Origin of the sequence: Streptomyces caelestis, from assembly GCF_001279005.1 — a bacterium.
Classification (GTDB): domain Bacteria; phylum Actinomycetota; class Actinomycetes; order Streptomycetales; family Streptomycetaceae; genus Streptomyces; species Streptomyces heliomycini.
Genome location: NZ_LGCN01000210.1, coordinates 159,861 through 178,237, shown reverse-complemented (window position 1 = coordinate 178,237; position 18,377 = coordinate 159,861). Strand labels below are relative to the sequence as shown.

The 18,377-nt window shown below is 74.0% G+C and carries 13 protein-coding genes and 3 tRNA genes; 5 read left to right on the top strand and 11 right to left on the bottom strand.

The genetic code is table 11. The features are described 5' to 3' along the window. Positions 1–34: 34 nt before the first annotated feature. The 4 genes from ADK41_RS24085 to ADK41_RS24070 form a co-directional block, all read right to left on the bottom strand. Positions 35–1,963: an ABC transporter ATP-binding protein gene (locus ADK41_RS24085; protein ID WP_030818110.1), complete on the bottom strand. Its 1,929-nt coding sequence runs from the start codon at positions 1,961–1,963 to the stop codon at positions 35–37. Further along, entirely contained in the window at positions 1,963–3,696 is a 1,734-nt protein-coding gene (locus ADK41_RS24080) for an ABC transporter ATP-binding protein (protein WP_030818108.1), read from the bottom strand. The genes ADK41_RS24085 and ADK41_RS24080 overlap by 1 nt, the downstream gene beginning before the upstream one ends. Positions 3,697–3,811: 115 nt before the next feature. Next, entirely contained in the window at positions 3,812–5,263 is a 1,452-nt protein-coding gene (locus ADK41_RS24075; protein WP_030818105.1) for an FGGY family carbohydrate kinase, read from the bottom strand. Between the two features lie 62 nt (positions 5,264–5,325). Continuing rightward, the gene (locus ADK41_RS24070) at positions 5,326–5,631 is read right to left on the bottom strand and encodes a YtxH domain-containing protein (protein ID WP_030818103.1); all 306 of its coding nucleotides are present in this window, start codon (positions 5,629–5,631) and stop codon (positions 5,326–5,328) included. 169 nt (positions 5,632–5,800) lie between these two features. On the opposite strand from ADK41_RS24070, the gene ADK41_RS24065 reads away from it, so the two are divergent. From ADK41_RS24065 to ADK41_RS24055, 3 genes are all read left to right on the top strand, one after another. Further along, positions 5,801–5,873: transfer RNA gene (locus ADK41_RS24065), tRNA-Asn, on the top strand. A gap of 5 nt (positions 5,874–5,878) precedes the next feature. Beyond that, positions 5,879–5,951 (top strand) — tRNA-Asn (locus tag ADK41_RS24060). Between the two features lie 177 nt (positions 5,952–6,128). After that, positions 6,129–6,205, top strand: a tRNA-Ile gene (locus ADK41_RS24055). A gap of 380 nt (positions 6,206–6,585) precedes the next feature. Here ADK41_RS24055 and ADK41_RS42230 read toward each other — a convergent pair. Beyond that, entirely contained in the window at positions 6,586–6,750 is a 165-nt protein-coding gene (locus tag ADK41_RS42230) for a hypothetical protein (protein ID WP_167353485.1), read from the bottom strand. A 64-nt stretch (positions 6,751–6,814) separates the two neighbouring features. After that, a complete protein-coding gene (locus ADK41_RS24050) occupies positions 6,815–7,495 on the bottom strand; it encodes an ANTAR domain-containing response regulator (RefSeq protein ID WP_030818102.1) in 681 nt (226 codons plus the stop codon). A gap of 226 nt (positions 7,496–7,721) precedes the next feature. Here ADK41_RS24050 and ADK41_RS24045 point away from each other — a divergent pair, with 226 nt between their 5' ends. Both ADK41_RS24045 and ADK41_RS24040 read left to right on the top strand, forming a co-directional pair. Further along, positions 7,722–8,078, top strand: coding sequence for an STAS domain-containing protein (locus tag ADK41_RS24045; RefSeq protein WP_030818101.1), 357 nt, complete (start codon positions 7,722–7,724; stop codon positions 8,076–8,078). Further along, positions 8,075–9,028: an anti-sigma factor RsbA family regulatory protein gene (locus ADK41_RS24040; protein ID WP_030818099.1), complete on the top strand. Its 954-nt coding sequence runs from the start codon at positions 8,075–8,077 to the stop codon at positions 9,026–9,028. Before ADK41_RS24045 ends, ADK41_RS24040 begins: the two co-directional genes overlap by 4 nt. A gap of 20 nt (positions 9,029–9,048) precedes the next feature. Here ADK41_RS24040 and ADK41_RS24035 read toward each other — a convergent pair whose 3' ends face one another. From ADK41_RS24035 to ADK41_RS24015, 5 genes are all read right to left on the bottom strand, one after another. Then, positions 9,049–10,086: a rod shape-determining protein gene (locus ADK41_RS24035; RefSeq protein WP_030818097.1), complete on the bottom strand. Its 1,038-nt coding sequence runs from the start codon at positions 10,084–10,086 to the stop codon at positions 9,049–9,051. Positions 10,087–10,213: 127 nt separating this feature from the next. Then, positions 10,214–15,193, bottom strand: coding sequence for an SAV_2336 N-terminal domain-related protein (locus ADK41_RS24030; protein WP_051842718.1), 4,980 nt, complete (start codon positions 15,191–15,193; stop codon positions 10,214–10,216). After that, entirely contained in the window at positions 15,183–16,247 is a 1,065-nt protein-coding gene (locus ADK41_RS24025) for an AAA family ATPase (protein WP_030818093.1), read from the bottom strand. The genes ADK41_RS24030 and ADK41_RS24025 overlap by 11 nt, the downstream gene beginning before the upstream one ends. A gap of 32 nt (positions 16,248–16,279) precedes the next feature. Beyond that, entirely contained in the window at positions 16,280–17,977 is a 1,698-nt protein-coding gene (locus ADK41_RS24020; RefSeq protein WP_030818091.1) for a trypsin-like peptidase domain-containing protein, read from the bottom strand. Next, the gene (locus tag ADK41_RS24015) at positions 17,974–18,315 is read right to left on the bottom strand and encodes a CU044_2847 family protein (RefSeq protein ID WP_030818088.1); all 342 of its coding nucleotides are present in this window, start codon (positions 18,313–18,315) and stop codon (positions 17,974–17,976) included. Before ADK41_RS24015 ends, ADK41_RS24020 begins: the two co-directional genes overlap by 4 nt. Positions 18,316–18,377 lie beyond the last annotated feature (62 nt).

The window sequence follows — 18,377 nt, the reverse complement described above, 5'->3', positions numbered from 1 at the left end:
GCCGGTGTCCGGCCCCTCCGGCGTTCGGGGAGCGTCAGTCGACCTCCGCCACCGCCTCCGCGAACTGGGCCTTGTACAGGCGGGCGTACGCCCCGCCCGCCGCCAGCAGCTTCTCGTGCGCGCCCTGCTCGACGATCGCGCCGTTCTCCATCACCAGGATCGTGTCCGCGTCCCGGATCGTCGACAGCCGGTGCGCGATCACGAACGACGTACGCCCGTGCGCCAGTTGCGCCATCGCCTTCTGGATCAGCACCTCCGTGCGCGTGTCCACGGAGCTCGTCGCCTCGTCCAGCACCAGGATCACCGGGTCGGACAGGAACGCCCGGGCGATCGTGATCAGCTGCTTCTCACCCGCGCTGACCCCCGAGCCCTCGTCGTCGATCACCGTGTCGTACCCGTCGGGCAGCGTCCGGACGAACCGGTCCGCGTGCGCCGCCCGGGCAGCCTCCTCGATCTCCTCCCGGGTGACCTCGCGGGACGCCCCGTACGCGATGTTCTCCGCGATGGTGCCGCCGAACAGCCAGGTGTCCTGCAGCACCATGCCGATGCCGGCGCGCAGTTCATCCCGGGACATCTTCGCTATGTCCACCCCGTCGAGCGTGATCCGCCCGCCGGACACCTCGTAGAACCGCATCAGCAGGTTCACCAGCGTCGTCTTGCCGGCCCCGGTGGGTCCGACGATCGCCACCGTGTGGCCCGGCTCGACCGTCAGCGACAGGTCCTCGATCAGCGGCTTCTCGGGGTCGTACCGGAACGACACGTGCTCCAGCGCCACCCGTCCGCGCCACCGCTCGGGCCTCTCGCCGGGCGAGGCGTCCGCCTCCTGCTCCTCGGCGTCGAGCAGCTCGAAGACCCGCTCCGCCGAGGCGACGCCCGACTGCACCAGGTTCGCCATCGAGGCGAGCTGCGTCAGCGGCATCGAGAACTGCCGCGAGTACTGGATGAACGCCTGCACGTCACCGATGGACAGCGTGCCCGACGCGACCCGCAGGCCCCCGACGACCGCCACCAGCACGTAGTTGATGTTCGAGACGAAGAACATCAGCGGCTGCATGACGCCGCTGTTGAACTGCGCCCTGAACCCGGCCTCGTACAGCGCCTCGTTCTCCTCGGCGAACGTGCGCGCCGACTCCTCCTGCCGCCCGAACACCTTCACCAGGGTGTGCCCGGTGTACATCTCCTCGATGTGCGCATTGAGCGTGCCGGTGCTGCGCCACTGCTGCACGAAGTGCGGCTGCGACCGCTTGCCGACGCGGGTGGCGACGACGAACGACAGCGGCACCGTCACCAGCGCGACCAGCGCGAGGATCCAGGAGACGTAGAACATCATCGCGAGCACACCGATGACGGTGAGCAGCGAGTTGATCAGCTGGCCCATCGACTGCTGGAGCGTCTGCCCGATGTTGTCGATGTCGTTGGTGGCGCGGCTGAGCACCTCACCGCGCTGCCGCTTGTCGAAGTACGACAGCGGCAGCCGCGACAGCTTCGCCCGCACGTCCTCGCGCATCCGGAACACGGTGCGGTTGACCGCCCGGTTCACCAGCCGGGTCGCCACCGCCATCAGCAGGCCGGCGACGCCGAACACCGCCAGCGCGACCAGCAGGACGTCGCCCACCGCCGTGAAGTCGATGCCCTCGCCGGGGGTGAAGTCGGTGCTGCGGAGCATGTCGGCGACATCGCCCTCGCCCCGCTCCCGCATCGAGTCCAGCACCTGTTCCTTGGTGGCGCCCTCCGGCATCTCCCGTCCGACGATGCCGGAGAAGACCAGGTCGGTCGCCTCGCCGAGGATCTTCGGTCCGATCACGCTGAGCCCCACGCTGAGCACGACACAGGCCAGCAGCCCGTAGATCGTCAGGCGCTCCGGCCCGAACCGGGCGATCAGCCGTCTGCTCGACCCCTTGAAGTCGATCGACCGCTGGTCGGGGCCGCCCCCGGCCATCATCCGTCCTCCGGGCCCCGCCATCAGGCAGCCTCCGCTTCCGTCAGCTGGGAGAGCACGATCTCCCGGTAGGTGTCGTTGTCCGCCATCAGTTCGTGGTGCCGGCCGGCGCCGACGACCCGGCCCTCGTCCAGGACCACGATCCGGTCGGCGTCCCGGATGGTCGCCACCCGCTGGGCGACGATCACCACGGTCGCCCCGGCCGTCTCCCGTCCCAGGGCCGCCCGCAGGGCCGCGTCGGTGGCGTAGTCGAGCGCGGAGAAGGAGTCGTCGAAGAGGTAGATCTCCGGGCGCTGCACCAGCGTCCGGGCGATCGCGAGGCGCTGGCGCTGACCGCCGGAGACGTTCGTCCCGCCCTGGGCGATCGGCGCGTCGAGGCCGCCCTCGAGCCGCTCCACGAAGTCCTTGCCCTGCGCCACCTCCAGCGCGTGCCACAGCTCCTCGTCCGTGGCGTCCGGATTGCCGTAGCGCAGGTTCGTCGCCACCGTGCCCGCGAAGAGGTACGGCTTCTGCGGCACGAGTCCGACCGTCCTCGCCAGCAGCGCCGGATCGACGTCCGCCACGGGCACGCCGTCCACCAGCACCTCCCCGTCGGTCGCGTCGAACAGCCGGGGGACGAGACCGAGCAGCGTGGACTTGCCACTGCCGGTGGAACCGATCACGGCCGTGACCTCACCGGGCCGCGCCACCAGGTCGACCGACTTCAGCACCGGCTCCTCGGCGCCCGGGTAGCAAAAGCCCGCACCCCGGAGCTCCAGGTGCCCGTGCCGGCGCAGCTCGGTGACGGGCGCGGTGGGCGGCACCACGCTGGAGGAGGTGTCCAGCACCTCGTGGATGCGCTCGGCGCACACCTCGGCGCGCGGCACCATCATGAACATGAAGGTGGCCATCATCACGGACATGACGATCTGCATCAGATAGGCGAGGAACGCGGTCAGGTCGCCGATCTGCATCCCGCCGCTGTCGATGCGGTGCGCGCCGAACCACACCACCGCGATCGACGACAGGTTGACCACCGTCATGACCACCGGGAACATCAGCGCGAGCAGGTTGCCCGTGCGCAGCGAGACGTCGGTCAGCTCGGTGTTGGACCTCCCGAACCGCTCCTGCTCGTACGCGTCCCGCACGAAGGCGCGGATCACCCGGTTGCCGGTGATCTGCTCGCGCAGCACCCGGTTCACCGTGTCGAGCCGCTCCTGCATGGTCCGGAACATCGGACGCAGCCGCCGTACGATCAGCGTCACGCAGACGCCCAGCACCGGCACCACGGCGACCAGCACCCCGGACAGCGGAACGTCCAGGCCGAGCGCCATCACGATGCCGCCCACGCACATGATGGGCGCCGACACCATCAGGGTGAACGTCATCAGGACCAGCGTCTGCACCTGCTGGACGTCGTTCGTCGTACGGGTGATCAGCGAGGGCGCGCCGAAGTGGCCCACCTCACGCGCGGAGAACGACTGCACCCGGTCGAACACGGCGGCGCGCACGTCCCGTCCCAGTGCCGACGCGGTCCGGGCGCCGTAGTACACGGCGCCGATGTTGCACACGACCTGGACCAGCGAGACGCCGATCATCAGGACGCCGTGGCTCAGGATGTAACCGGTGTCGCCCTCGACGACGCCGCCGTCGATGATGTCCGCGTTGAGCGTGGGCAGGTAGAGCGAGGCGCAGGTCTGCAGGAACTGCAGCAGCACCAGGAGGGTGACGGGTCTCTTGTAGGGCCTCAGATGGGTCCGCAGCAGTCGTATGAGCACGCTGAATCTCTCGGAGTGGTCGGCGGGGGCGTTGGTTGCCCGTGGCCCCTATCGTCGAACACTCCACCCGCGTTACCTCAACCGAATTAACCGGCCCGGCCCGGCCCTTGCCGCGCTACGGGCGGAACGCCCCCGGATGCGTCTGCTCGCGCACCGACACGTACTGCTGGCGCACCGCCTGTCCCACCGCCAGGTCCTCCCCGGGGTCCAGCACCTGCGCCACCGGGCCCTGCCAGGCCGGTGGGGTGCGCGGATCGAGGGCGCCCTGCGACGCGCCGAGCGCCCACGCCGCCTGCCGGGCCGCGCCGATCGCCGCGTAGTCCGCGGGCTGCGGCACCACCACCTGCGCCCCGAACAGCGCGGGCGCCGCCGACTGCACGGCCGGCAGCTCCGCGGCCGGACCCAGCAGGAAGACCCGCCGCACCTCCACGCCCCGGCCGCGCAGCACGTCCAGCGCGTCCCCGAGCCCGCACAGCATCCCCTCGAACGCGGCCCGCGCCAGGTGCTCCGGCTTCATCGACTCCCGCCGCAGCCCCGCCAGCGTGCCGGCGGTGTGCGGCAGGTTCGGGGTGCGCTCGCCCTCCAGGTACGGCAGCAGCACCAGTCCGTGCGCCCCCGGCGTCGACTTCATCGCCAGATCGGACAGGCTCTCCAGATCGGGCAGCCCGAGCAGTTCGGCGGTCCCGCGCAGGGCGCGCACGGCGTTCAGGGTGGTGACGACGGGCAGGTGCATGCCGGTCGCGTCCGCCAGAGAGGTGATCATCCCGTACTGGTCGACGAGCGCCTCGGGGTGCACCGCCATCACGGACCCGGACGCGCCCAGCGACACCACCGCGTCGCCCAGCCCGATCCCGAGCCCGAACGCCGCCGCCATCGTCTCGCCCGTACCGGCGGAGATCAGCAGCCCCTCCGGCGTCGTACCGGCCGCGTCCGCCGGGCCGATCACCTCGGGCAGCATCGCCTGGTGGCCGAGCGCCAGTTCCACCAGATCGGACCGGTAGCCGCCGGTGGCCGCCGCCCAGTACCCGGTGCCGGAGGCCCCGCCCCGGTCGGTGGTGCGCCGCACCGGCCGGCCGAGCAACTGCCACACCAGCCAGTCGTGCGCCTGCAGCAGCACGGCGGTGCGCGCCGCGTTCTCCGGTTCGCTGCGGGCCATCCAGCGCAGCTTCGTCACCGGCTGTCCGGCCCCCGGAACACAGCCCACGGCCCGCGCCCACGCCTCGCGCCCGCCGAGCGCGTCGATCAGATCGGCCGCCGCGACCTGCGCCCGCTTGTCGCCGCCGGTCATCGCCGGCCGCACGGTGTTGCCCTGCGCGTCCAGCGGCACCAGCGCGTTCGCCTGCGCGGAGACGCCGATGGCCTGCACGCCCTCCAGCAGGCCGCCGCCCGCCGCCTCACCGAGGGACAGCAGCCAGGCCTGCGGGTCGACGTCGGAGGGACGGCCGCCCTCGGCGCCCTGGATCGGATGCTGGGCGTATCCCTGCCGGAGCACGGCTCCGGTGTCCGTGTCACAGACGACGATGCGAGTGAAGTCTGGCGCGCTGTCCAGTCCGGCGACTATCCCCATACGGCGAATTTTGCCGCATGGGGAGGGATGGGTGGGGCGCGGGCGGCGTCGCGGGGGCGTCCCTACGTGTTGCTGGTGCCCCAGTCGTCCTCCGCCGGGCCGTGGGCCGTGCGTTCGCGGAGGGTGCGGACCCGCTGGGCGACCGAGTCGGGCATGCGGTCGCCGACCCTGTGGCTCACCGCCTGGTAGGCCTTGTCCGCGAACTCGCGGCTCTGCTGCGCCGCGCTCTCCGCGGTGTTGCGCACCGCGGGGTTGCGGGTGAGCTGCTGTGCGGACCTCCGCAGCTGCTCGTATCGCTCCCGTCCGGCTTTCGTGCCCAGCACGTAACCCACGGCTGCTCCGGCGACGAACGTGAGCCGGTACTTCATGGCGGCCACCCTTCCGTTGTTCCAGTCTGCGAAGGTCCTGCGGCGCGCTGACAGCGCCGGGGAGTACCGATTGGCGGAGCACCCCCCTGCTTGCGCTAATGTATGTGTCGCAGCGAGCGCGCGCCCCCTGGCGGATACCCAGGCGGGTGCGTTCGATGCAACGAGGCATTCCTCCGTAGCTCAATTGGCAGAGCAGCCGGCTGTTAACCGGCAGGTTACTGGTTCGAGTCCAGTCGGGGGAGCTCGGTCCTCCGTAGCTCAATTGGCAGAGCAGCCGGCTGTTAACCGGCAGGTTACTGGTTCGAGTCCAGTCGGGGGAGCATGCTGAACGAGGACCCCGTAGGGGTCCTTTTTCATGTCCGGGGGAACCGCGCGGGGGTCGGCGAAGTCTCCATGGTCACGAAGACCGCACGCGGCCGACCATCCGAAGCAGGAGATCGTATGAGCGGCTATGCTGCGGCAGACGGCGCGCACACATGTACGCGACACGCCGTTATGGGGCGGTAGCTCAGCCGGTTAGAGCAGCGGACTCATAATCCGTCGGCCGTGGGTTCGAGTCCCACCCGCCCCACCAGTGCGTCAGGGGGGAACGCCCGCTCCGCCGTCGAGGGGTGAGCGGCGTCCTCCCCGAATCCCCTCGGAAGCCCTCTTCTCGGGCCGGCTTCCACCCCCTCACCGCGAAGGGGCGTCCGGCGGCCCGGGACAAACCGACAGAACGTGCTCCCGGGGTCCGGTCCCCGCCCGCCGCGTGTCGGTGGGGTGTCTTGCCGACGTACACGACGTACGCAGATGAGGGCGGATGTCCGTCATGCAGCTCGACCTGGATGACGACGCGCTCGCCGAGGCGATGCGTCCGAAACGGCCCCGGCACCGTCGCGGCCGTCCTGAAGGACGTGAAGTGGAGGGGCGAGAGCCGCCGAGATCCCCGAAGGACGCACCCTCACCCCCGGCGGTTCAGCCGTCCTCGGGGTTGTCGTCGGACGTGGCGGGGGCGTCCGACGGGTCGCGTTCGCCCTCCGCCTGGGACGGGGTGGAGTGCGGTACCTCGGGGGTGGTCCACTCGTCGTCGTCCCGGTCGCCCTCGGCCTGGGACGGAGTGTGTTCGCTCAGCTCGCTCATGGCGCTGCCTCCCGATCTCGGGGCCGGTGGTCGTCCGTCGCCGAGTACCCCGCGCGGGCCGGTGTCACCGTGACGAACGGCGGGCCAGGGCCCGGGACAGGGCGGAGCGGACCTCCTCGGGCGGGGGAGCGCCCTGCGCCCCCGCGCCGGCGGTGAGCGCCTCCGCGACCGCGCGGAGCTTGGTGTTGGACAGCTGGGACGCCTCCCGCAGGATGTGCCAGGCCTCCTCCGAGGTGCAGCCGTACGTGGCCATCAGGATGCCGCGGGCCTGGTCGATCACCGGACGGGAGACGATCGCCCGCCGCAGCTGCTCGACCTCCTCCTGGAGCACGTGCAGCCGCTCCTCCCGTTCCAGCGCCACCGCCGAGACGGCCCGCGGCGGCGCGTCCTCGGGCGCCGGGGAACGCAGCGGGTCCGCGGTGTCGAGGCCGGCGAGTTCCAGGATGCGGCGCGGCTGACCGTTCCAGCGGGTGGCCGTGACCGGGATCGACCGCCGCCGGCCGTGGTCGCGCAGCACCTCCAGGAATTCCAGACCCGCCGTGTCCATGAAGTACACGCCGCTCATGTCCAGGTCGACCCGCGCCGTGCCGTCGGGCAGCCGCGCCAGCCTCTCCGCCAGGGCCTGGGCGCACCCGCGGACCAGTTCGCCGCGCGGGGTGAGCAGCACCCGGTCCGCGTCCGTGCGGCCGCCGATGACCAAGGGGGCCGGCCTTCCGGGGAGGGGAAGGGATGCCTCGGAGGTCATGTCACCGCCTTGTCGGTGCTCGTGGGGGTCGGGGGGCTCGTCGGCGCTCGTGGAGGGCCGGGGGCGTGACGGGGTTCGGCCGCCGCCGGCACCGGGGCGGTAGGCTGCGCACTGTCCCGGCCGCACCGGGGGTGCGCCTGCCCACCCCCGCGGCGTACTACACACCGAGCCGGGGAATGGCCGGGAAACGACGGGGTACTACAGGTCCGGGAGCGGGGAGAGACGGGTGGCGGGTGATCGCCGGCGGACGCCGTACGCGCCCGGGATCCCGGCGCCGTGTCTGACGGTGCGCCCGCTGGCGGGCGGCCGCGGTGTCCGTGCGGCCGGGGAGATCGGCCTGGCCACGCATACGATCTGGGAGCGCGTGCTGGAGCAGGCGGTGCGTGAGGGTGAGGCCGTGTACTACCTGGAACTGTCCGAGGTGACGTTCGTCGACGTCGCCGGCGCCGGCGCGCTCGCGGCGGCCGCCGGGCGGCTCGGGGAAGGCCGCCGGTTCGTGGTGCGCCGCCCGCCGCCCGCCCTGTGCCGGGTGCTGGACATGTTCTGGCCCGGCCTGCCGGCGATCGAGGTGTCGATGTCATGAGTGCCGCGGCCGAACTCCTGGAAACCCCCTCCGGGCCCTTCGCCCACCCCGCCCTCTTCTACCGGGACGACCAGGAGTACCTGGAGGGCACCGTCCCCTTCGTGCGCGAGGGACTCGCGGCCGGCGAGCCCGTGGCGGTCGCCGTGCCCGGCGACCGGCTGCGGATGGTCCGGGACGCGCTCGGCGACGCCGCGGACACCGTCCGCCTCCTCGACATGCGCGAGGCCGGACGCAACCCCGGCCGGATCATCCCCGGAGTGCTGCGCGCCTTCGCCGACGCCCACCCGGCCGGGCAGCGGGTGCGGATCGTCGGCGAGCCCGTCTGGGCCGGCCGCTCCGCGACCGAGTACCCGGCCTGCGTCCAGCACGAGGCACTGATCAACGCCGCCTTCCGGGGCCGCACGGTCACGATCCTGTGCCCCTACGACGCCGTGCGCCTGCCCGCGCACGTCCTCGCCGACGCCCATGCCACTCATCCCACCGTCATCCCGGCCGGCGCCCGCCCGGCGCGGGCCAGCGAGGCCTACGCCCCCGACGCGGTCGTCGCCCGCTACAACGAGCCGCTGCCGCCGGCGGCGGACGCGATGACCTTCCCCTTCGTCGCCGGGTCGCTGACCTCGGCCCGGCACGCCGCGTCCGACGAGGGACGGCGGCTCGGCCTCACCGGCGTCGTCCTGGAGGACCTGGCGCTCGCCACGGCCGAGCTGACCACGAACAGCGTGGTGCACGGCGGCGGTTCGGGGGTGCTGCGGGTCTGGGCCGAGGACGGCCACGTGCTGTGCGAGGTGCGCGACGGGGGCCGGATGACCGACCCCCTCGCGGGGCGCCGCCCCCCGTCCCGCGACCAGCGCGGCGGGCGCGGCCTGCTGATGGTCAACCTGATCGCCGACCTGGTGCGCGTGCACACCGGGGACGGGGGCACGACGATCAGGTGCTGGTTCTCCCGCTGACGCTCGTCCGCCCGCCCGGCTCAGGCGCGCAGCGGGTCCAGCACGATCGGCGCGATCCTGCCCTCCAGCATCTCGCCCAGCCCCTGTACGGCGCAGAGCTCCGGCTGCTCGGCGATGTTCACCGGCATGCCCGTCGCCTGACGCAGCATCTGGTCGAAGCCCGGCAGCAGGGCGCTCCCGCCGACCATCATGATCCCCCGGTCGACCAGGTCGGCGACCAGGTCCGGCGGGCACTCCCGCAGCACCTTGCCGATGCCGTCGAGGACGGCGGTGAGCGGCGTCTGGATGGCCCGCCGCACGGCGGCCGTGTCGACCCGCACGGAACGGGCCAGCCCGGTGGCCACGTCCCGCCCGTGGATCTCCGTCGACTCCGGCCCCTGCGGGGTGAGCCCGTTGCCGTGCAGGGCGAGCTGCAGGGGCCGTACGGACTGGCTCGGCAGCACCAGCTCGTGCTGGTGGCGCAGGTGCTGCACGATCGCGTTGTCCACGGCCTCGCCGCCGACGGGGACGCGCTCCGCCGTCACGATCGCCCCGAGGGAGAGCACGGCCACCTGCGTGGCCGCCGCACCGCACACCATGATCATGGCGGCCTCGGGCCGCTCCACCGGCAGACCGCAGCCGACGGCGGCGGCGATGAGCGTGTCGACCAGCTCCACCCGGCGGGCGCCGAGACCGACCAGGGTCTCGATCGTGGCGCGCTGGGCGAGCGGGTCGGCGTCGTGCGGGACGCAGGCGGCGGCCCGCAGCCGGGGCTTGCGGCGCAGGGTGCGGCGCATCCTGTCGCCGATCAGTTGCCGCAGCATGCGCTGCGCCATCTCGATGTCGACGACCGTGCCCCCGGAGACGGGACGCACGACGCGGATGTAGTCCGGCGTGCGGCCCGTCATCTTCTCCGCGAACTCCCCGACCGCCATCAGCGCTCCGGTACGGGTGTTCACGGCGGCGGTGGACGGCTGGTCGACGACGAGTCCGGCGCCCTTGACGTACACCCGGGTACGGGCCGCCCCCAGGTCGACGGCGAAGTGGCAGCGGCGCAGCTGCTCCAGACTGGCGGTCACGGCGGTTCCTCCCGAGTGCGCGCCCAGCGGCCCGCCGGGCGGCGGACCTCTCAGGCATCGTGCGCGGCGGGCGGGTGCGGGCGCCTTTCCTGGGGGGCCGGGCGGGTGCCCGCCGAACGGGGCGGGCTCAGGAGTCACCGCGCGGCGGCAGGGCGCGGACCGCTTCGAGCAGGGGGCGCAGGCCCGGCACGGTGAGACTCGCCGGACCGGACCGGCGGAGGACGCCGTCGGTGTGCCGGCAGCCGATGAAGGGCACCCCCGCGGCCCCGGCGGCGGCGCTCTCCACGGCGGTCGACCCGATCATCACGCAGCGGGCCGGGACGGTGCCGAGCCGGTGGAGGGCGCGGCGCAGGACGTCCGGGTGGGGCATCAGCAGGGAGAGGTCGGCGGAACGGCCGTGCACGCCGCCCGCCAGGTACGGGGTGAGGCCCACCCGGTTCAGGAAGGCCTCGGCCGCGCCGGCCGCGTGATCGGTGACCACGGCCGGCCGCAGGCGTCGGGCGGACAGCGCGCGTACCAGGTCGATGGCCAGGGGCTCGGGGCGGGCCGTGCGGGCGGCTCTCGTCTCGTGGCGGTCCAGGGTCGTGCGCACTTCCTCCACCATGGGGTGGCCCGTCAGCGCGCGCAGCAGTTCGACGGGGGTGATGTCGTCCCCCGCGGGCGTCACCGGACGGCCCTCCGGCGCCAGTGGCCGTCTGCCGGACAGCGCGTCCTCGGGGTCCCGCCCCTCGACGGCGAGACGGGCGAGGACCCGCACCACCTCGGCCGCCCGGCTGTCGTGGAACAGCCTGGTGAGCGTGGTGTCGAAACCGACGATCACGGCGTCGGCGGCCATGAGCACGTCGGCGGGTCCGATCTCCGGGTGCCGTGCGATGCGCGACGCGCGTGCGGCGGGGAGGGCGCTGACCAGGAGGTCCCAGCGGACGGTGCAGTGGGGCACGCCGTGCGTTCCGAGCCGCTCCAGGAGCGCGTGCCGCAGCTGTGCCCGGCCGGCGGAGGGAAGACGGTCGGCCGTCTCGCGCAAGCGGGTCGCGACGTGACGGCGGAGGAAGCCCCGCACGTCGTGCGGGCCGCCGCCGGCCAGGGCGACCGGGTCGGAGACCCGCCACACGGCCTCGCCCCGGACCACGGCGACCGAGCCGTGCCTCAACTCCGGCCCCCTCAGCTCCAGCGCGGTGCGGTGCTCGGTCAGGTCGACCTCGTAGTAGCGGTCGGCGCCGGGGACGCGGCTGGTACCCAGCCCTCCGCCGGGCAGCGCGTAGACGACCGTCCTCGTCGAGCCCTGCGACGGCGGGAGGTGACCGGCGGGCAGGGGGAAGGGGCCCAGCACCGGGGGCAGCGGGGCGGTGTCGCGGGGGAAGGCGGTGTACCAGCCCACCGTCCGCTCGCCGTCGAGGGGCCGGACCGACTCGGTGAGCTCCCGCTCCGTCGCCAGTTCCCGCCGGAGGGACGGTGCGAGGGCGAACACGCCGTGTGCCCCGGACGAGTCCAGTGCCGCACGGACCGCTGCCTCGGCGGGGAGTTCGGCCCGCCCTTCGTCCCACATGCGCAGGACGGTCACGATCAGCCGGGGCCCGCCCACCACCCGGAGCATGTCCGGGAACCCCCGCAGCGCGGCACGCAGCAGGGGCGCCGTCGGGCCGCCCGGCTGCATGAGGACCGTGCAGCCCTCGTCCCGCTCGAGGAACCGGTACGCCTCCGCGGGCGTTCCGGCGGCCGTCAGCATCCGGGTGACCGCCCGTCCCAGGGCCGCCACGGTGTCGGGGTGCTCGGGGCCGTCCGCCACGTCGAAGAAGAAGCCGGTGAGGGCATCGGACGGGTCCACGGGATCCTGTCCGGCGGGTGTCGCGGACCCGTCGTCCTCCGAGGCTGACGGGCGTGCCTCGGGAGGGATGCCGGGGGGCCTGGAGACGTACGCGGGCCGGTCACCGAGCGGGTCCGGGGGCGAGGACGTCGTCGGGTCCCAGGCGGGGTACGTGCCCTCGGGCAGCTCGTCCGGTGCGGCGAGCGGGTCGTACTCCGGCTCGTCGGGCGGTGTCCCGGAGGCGGGGTCGTCCCGTGCGGGGCCGTCGAGCTCCTCGCGCAGTTCGTGTCCCAGGGCCAGCAGCTCCGGGTGCCGGCCGCCAGCCAGTTCGTACTCCTCGTACACCGCCAGCGCTTCCTCGGCCCGGCCCTGGCGCCGCAGGGCGATGAGGTGGAGGCGGCGGAAGTCCTCGCGGGAGGGGTGGGCGCGTACCAGGGCCTCCAGGTCCGCCGCCGCGCGCGCCGGGTCCCCGAGGTCCAGGGCGAGTTCCGCGCGTTGGCGGTGGAGGTTCAGACGGAGCTGGACCAGGCGGGTGCGGGCGGTCCGGGCGGCGGGGCCAGGGACGTCCGCGAGGGGTTCGCCGCCGTGCCAGAGTTCCAGCGCCTCGGTGATCAGCGTGTGCGCCTCGGTGAGGGCGTCCCGTCGGCGTGCCTCGTCGGCCCGGCGGACCAGGTCCTCGCAGTGCACCACGTCCACGTGGTCGGCGCTGGTGTGCAGGGCGAAGCCGTGGGAGAGCGTCGCCAGCACGCCGGGTCCCAGGGCGTCGCGCAGCCGGGACGCCGTCACGCCCAGGACCGCCATGGCGTTGTCCGGTTCGTCGGGGGCGCTCCACATGCCCCGTCTGAGGTCGTCGTGCGTCACGGTACGGCCGTGCTTGAGCAGCAGCACGGCCAGCATGGCGCGCTCGTCCGGTCCCAGTGCGGGGGAGCGGCCGGCCAGTTCGACGCCGAACGGGCCGAGGGCGTGGTAGCGGCGCCGCTCCTCGTACGTCGCTTCGGCGAGGCGCGGCAGTTCCGGGTCGAGGAGCAGGTCCCGGCCCCGGGTCTGTGCCTCGGCGGAGGGGGACATCAGCAGTTCGAGCGCGCGCGCGTACTTCTCCCGCAGGTCCTGCGGGAGATGGCCGAGGTTGCGCGGATCGAGGGGAACCGTCAGCCGCGCGGTCCCCCACGCCAGCATCAGCAGCATCTCGCACAGGGCCCTCAGGTCCTCCGACCGTCCCGCCGGGCCCGAGGTCCGGCCGGGTTCGAAGAGGCTGAGCCGCACCGTTCCGTCGGGCAGCAGCACCACCCGGGACAGACCGAGCCCGCCGTGCGTCAGGCCCGCCGCGTGCAGGGCGGTGAGGGCCCGCGCGAGCTGGGCGCCGACCGACACCAGCAGGGGAGTGGGCAGGCGGTAACCGTTGGGTGCGGCGAGGGAGTTGAGGGCCACGCCGTCCAGGTGCTCCATGACGACGTACGGAATGTCGCCGTCGAAGCCGGTCGCGTGGACCCGCACCACGTTCGGATGGCCGAGCCCGGCCAGCAGGCGGGCGTCACGCCGGAACGCCTCACGCCACATGGGGTCGGTGGTCCTGCCGTGCAGCCGCAGGACCACCGTCCTGTCCTCCTCCGTGTCCTCGGCCTGCCACACCGTCCCGGTCGGTGTGATCCGTCGCACCAGCCGGTACCGGCCGCCCACCAGACGCGGGGGCCCTTCGGAGCCGGGCGGCGACGCCGCCACGTCCCCGCCCGTCAGCCGTCGTGCGCTGTCCGTGCCGATCGACGCGATCGCCTCGCCGTCCACGGCGGTCGCGGTGCCGGACCGGGCCGGCACCGACGCCCGGAAGTCTCCCGGTGCCCGGCCCGCCCGGTCGTCGATCAGGGCGCCGACGCGGTGCAGCAGGGCGGTGGTATCGTGCCGGGCCGAGCGGGGCAGGCCGCGCAGCAGCAGCTCCCGTACGCCGGGGCGGAAGGCGTAGGAACCGGGTGGCCCGGGGACGGCGGTGAGCATGCCGCTGAGGATCACCTCGGCGAGGTGCTGGGGGCGCGGGTCCGGGTCGGTGGCGGCCTGCACCAGACGCATGACCGGCAGATCGGGGCGGCTCAGGGCCAGATGGCCGGCCAGGCGGAAGGCCTCGGGGGAGGCGGTGCCGCGGAAGCGGAGGACCAGCTCCTCGGGGGAGAGGCGGCCGAGGTCCGTGCGGCCGTCGGCGTCCGCCGGGAAGGGCCGGCGCAGGTCGGCCACCGCCGCCGGGAAATCCGTCCCGCCCGGGGCCGCGACCAGCCGCGCCCAGTTCGCCAGCCAGTCCGGAGCCGGTTCCAGCACGGGCAGCGGCAGCGTCCCGTCCGGCGCGTGCCGGACCGCCGTGCCGGGGGTGTCGTAGGGCGTGAACGTGAGCGTCGCGGAGGGTGCGGCGGGGTGCGGGGCCGAGAGCCGGCCCGGGACGGTGGGCAGGGCGGTGTCCCGCCACAGGTGTTCCGGGAGCGGCTGGACGACGGCCAGGGGCATGCGGTGGGCCCAGCGGCGGAGGACGCCGTACCACAGGTCGCCGGCGGGGCCCCGGCGCCACTGCGGGCCCATGCAGTCGCTGATCACCAAGGTGACGCAGCGGCCGTCGGCCGGGGCGTGCGCGCCGGGACCGCGCACCGTGCCGTCGGGACCGACGGACAGCAGGGTCACCGTGCGGAAGACGCCGGACCGGGCGAGCGCCGTGTGCAGTTCGCGGATCAGGGGACGCCACACCGGCATCGTGGGGCCGGTGTCGTGCACCAGGTTCAGCCGCAGCCAGCGTTCCCGGGCGGGCCGCATGACGGGCAGCCACCAGTCGGGAGCGGCACCGAGACGGGCGATGCGGTCGGCGGTCGCCCTCTCGTCCAGTTCCCTGCCCACGGGAGCGTCCACCCGGCGTTTGAGCGGGCGCAGGGACCGTTGCAGTGCCAGGGGGCGGCGCAGCATCGGGGGCGCCGGGGCCAGCAGGGCGGCGTGGGGTTCGCCCGGCACGTCGCGCGAAGGGCCCGGGGACGGCAGCCGGAGGGGGACGCGGGAGGGGGCGGCGGGAGGAGAGGGCGGCGTGGACTCGGGCGGAGGCGGCGGGGGAGGCACGGACGGTGAGGGCCCGGCGGGCCGTTCGGGGGCGGCGGGCTCCGGCGGCGGCGCGTGCGGGCCGGTGCCGGGTTCCCGGTCCATGGTCCGCGCCAGCCACAGCAGTTCGGCCAGTTCGAGCGGGGCCGGGCGCGGGCCCCCGGCCGCCTCGGCCAGTACGTCGGCCAGGCGGGCCAGGGCGTCCGGGGAACCGGGGCCCTCCGCAGGCCGGTCAGAGGGCATCGGCCTGCGGGGGCTGCCCCAGGTACGGCATCAGCTGCTCCGCCAGGTCGTCGAGGGACTCCGCGCCGAGTCCGGAGACGCCGGCCAGGTAGATCGCGTTGAGGAGCTGGTCGGTGGCCAGGTCTCCGGTACCCGCCCGGGCCAGGAAACGCTCGATCAGGTCCTGCGCGTACGCGTCGGGCTCCCCGAGGTGCGCGCGGACGATGTCGGCGAGCTGCCGGTCGTCCGGCTGCCGCAGGCGCAGCGTGACACAGCGGCGCAGGAAGGCGGGCGGGAACTCGCGTTCGCCGTTGCTGGTGAGGACGACGAAGGGGAAGGACCGGCAGCGGACACGGCCGTGCTCGACCGGCACCCGTTCCCCGGTGCCGTCCACCATCACCTCCGCCCGCCCGTGGCGGCGGTGCCGGGCGGTGCGCACCAGCTCGGGAATCTCGTACTGGCCCTCCTCCAGCACGTTCAGCAGGTCGTTGGGCAGGTCGAGGTCGCTCTTGTCGATCTCGTCGATGAGCAGGGCGCGGGGGCGGGTGTAGGGGAGGAGCGCGGTGCCCAGGGGGCCGAGGCGCAGATGGTTCTCCACCCCCGACTCGTCGTCGGCTCCCTCACCGGAGGAATCGCCGCGTGCCCCGTCGTACCGCTCGGCGGGAGGTCCGGCCGTCCGCCGTGCCGCGTACAGCCGGGAGAGCGGGTCGTACTGGTAGAGGCCGTCGTGCAGCGTGCTGCGGCTGGTGATGTTCCAGCGCAGCACCGGGCCGAGGCGCAGCTCGCGGGCCACCGCGTAGGCGAGCGAGGACTTGCCGGTGCCGGGCGGGCCGGTGACCAGCAGCGGGCGGCGCAGATACAGGGCCGCGTTGACCAGCTGGACCGTCCGCGGTGTCGCCCGGTAGGTCGCGGCGCGGTGGCTGCGGTCGGGGGAGACGGCGGCGGCGTCGGCGCCCTCGTCGGGCGGGTCGAGTGCGGGGCCGCCGTCGAAGTCCCGCCAGGGCGGGGGCGGCGGCAACCGGGTGATGCCGTCGTGTGGCTCCTCGGTGCCGGTGTAGACGGGCCACAGGGGCATGGGCTCTTCTCCGTGAGGGCTCGGCGGACGGGTCAGGCGACGGGGGAGTGAAGGGGCGCGGCGGTCTCCGGGAAGCAGCGCGGGTCGTCCCACAGCAGCTGCACGTCCCTTGCCCAGTGCCGGTCCGCCTCGTCGGCGGCGTCCGCGGTCAGGCGTAACGACAGAACGTGGTGCGGTAGGTCGGCGGGCGGCACACCGGCGACGGACTCGGCGAGCTCGTCGAGGAAGGCGCCGCCCGGACAGGGGCCCTCGTGGCCGGCCTCCGGGCAGCCCGTGCGGGACCACAGCAGCACGGGAACGGGGACGGTCAGGCCGACCTCGAAGTGCTCTCCCGCGGCCGCGGGGGACGAGGCGAAGCCGATCAGGTCCGCGCCGTCGTCCCACAGCCGCTTGCGGAGCCTCTGCGGCCGCTCCGGCGTGCCGCACTCGATGCGGTGCACGGCCGCCGCCGGCCCCCCGTCCAGCTTCTGCCACTTCTTGTGGAGCTGGTGACGCAGCCGGCCGCTGCGGTGACGGGCGCGGTCCGCCACCACCAGCGGGTAGGCGCAGCCGAGCGGGGTGGGGTCGTCCGCGCCGCACTCCCAGCGCGCCACCGGCTCGTTCAGCCGGCCGCGCGGCAGCACGAAGGCGAGCAGCTCGTCGGCTCCCGGGACGAGCTGGGCGACGGCCTCGTCGATGTGCTCCTGGACGTAGGCCCGTACCCCGGACCACGGCAGCCGGCGGGCGCCCACGGGGCGGCGCCGTCCGTCGCGGTACGCGGACACCTCGACGGTGACATGGTCGGGGCCGGCCCCGCTGTGCTCGATGTCCACGACGACGGGCGACCAGGCGGCGGCCCGCCCGGGCGATCCGTCCGGGGCCGCGTCACCCCGGCCCCCTCGGTCGCCGGGGCCGTCCAGCAGCTCCCGTACCCGGGCGGCGAACCGGGACACCGCTTCCGGCGCGGACACCTCCCACTGCACGTACGCCGCCGCCGACGCCAGGGAGCCGAACCCGCCCTTCGGCAGGGCGGGGCCGAAGGCGCCCACGGCGTCGACGTACAGCCGGTCGTGATCGCACGTCAGCCCGTCCCGCTCGGCCCGCCGCACGAGGTCGTACAGCTCCCTCAGCTCGTTCGGGGTGTGGCCCGGAGTCGGCACCAGTTCGCCCAGACCGCTCCAGTAGCGGGCCATGACCTCGGTGGGCAGCATGCGGCCCGCGCGCACGTCCCGGCCACCCGCGACGGCCGTGACCATGCCGACCACCGAACCGTCGGCCAGCGTCACCGCCGCTCCGCTGAATCCGTCGGCCAGTGGCTGTCCGTGTCCGGAGACGGCCTCCAGCTGCACCCACTCGCCGGCGATCAGCGGACCGGGCACCGCGCGGTACAGCGCGAGGGCGCCCTCGTCGTAGCCCCGCGGGAAGCCGTACGCGATCAGTTCGGGCGAGGGGATGTCGCGCTCCGCGCCGGGCGACGCGAAGACGGCCGGGGCGAGCGGCACCTCCCGCTCCAGCTCCAGCACGGCCACGTCGCCGGGGTCGGTGTCGCCGCCCCGCCAGCCGCCGTGGACCGCCACCGTCGCGGTGACCGCGCCCAGTTCGGCGCGGTTGGGGAAGCTCACGGACACCGCCGACGTGTCGCTCGCCGCTATGACGTGGGCGCAGGTGAGCACGTGACGCGCCGAGACGAGGAAGCCCGCGCCGACCGCGTTCCCGCACTCGATCCGGGTGTGCCAGGCGGCGCTGCTCATCGGCGGTCGGCGACCTCGTGGTCCGGCTCGGGCGCCCAGCTGAGCTTGACGACCAGGTGCCCCTCGGCCGATCCCTTGGCGATGACGGCACCGGCCTCCGCGGTCAGTTTCACCCCGAACTCCAGCTCCACCGCGTCCGGTTTGAGGGAGCCGTCGCGGAACACCCGCAGCGCGGACTCGGCCGCCGCCCGTACGCCCTCCAGGGAGCCCTCGAAGGTACGCGCCGCCTGGGCCGGGCCGTTGCCGCGCGAGACGAGCCGGGCCCCGGACTCGTCCACCACGCCCTCCACCACGACCATCGTGCCGCTCTCGGTCGTGAACTGCGTCAACCCGTCCATGGCGCGACCTGCCCCCCGTGGTGTGCGACTGCGGTGAACTCCTATGTTACGCGCGGTGTTCG

Excerpts from the sequence above, each read along its gene's own strand:
- ADK41_RS24040 (WP_030818099.1), top strand. The coding sequence starts at position 8,075 with ATGAGTGCCGCGGCCGAACTCCTGGAAACCCCCTCCGGGCCCTTCGCC.
- ADK41_RS24050 (WP_030818102.1), bottom strand. The coding sequence starts at position 7,495 with ATGACCTCCGAGGCATCCCTTCCCCTCCCCGGAAGGCCGGCCCCCTTG.
- ADK41_RS24015 (WP_030818088.1), bottom strand. The coding sequence starts at position 18,315 with ATGGACGGGTTGACGCAGTTCACGACCGAGAGCGGCACGATGGTCGTG.
- ADK41_RS24070 (WP_030818103.1), bottom strand. The coding sequence starts at position 5,631 with ATGAAGTACCGGCTCACGTTCGTCGCCGGAGCAGCCGTGGGTTACGTG.
- ADK41_RS42230 (WP_167353485.1), bottom strand. The coding sequence starts at position 6,750 with ATGAGCGAGCTGAGCGAACACACTCCGTCCCAGGCCGAGGGCGACCGG.
- ADK41_RS24030 (WP_051842718.1), bottom strand. The coding sequence starts at position 15,193 with ATGCCCTCTGACCGGCCTGCGGAGGGCCCCGGTTCCCCGGACGCCCTG.
- ADK41_RS24020 (WP_030818091.1), bottom strand. The coding sequence starts at position 17,977 with ATGAGCAGCGCCGCCTGGCACACCCGGATCGAGTGCGGGAACGCGGTC.
- ADK41_RS24075 (WP_030818105.1), bottom strand. The coding sequence starts at position 5,263 with ATGGGGATAGTCGCCGGACTGGACAGCGCGCCAGACTTCACTCGCATC.
- ADK41_RS24025 (WP_030818093.1), bottom strand. The coding sequence starts at position 16,247 with ATGCCCCTGTGGCCCGTCTACACCGGCACCGAGGAGCCACACGACGGC.
- ADK41_RS24085 (WP_030818110.1), bottom strand. The coding sequence starts at position 1,963 with ATGGCGGGGCCCGGAGGACGGATGATGGCCGGGGGCGGCCCCGACCAG.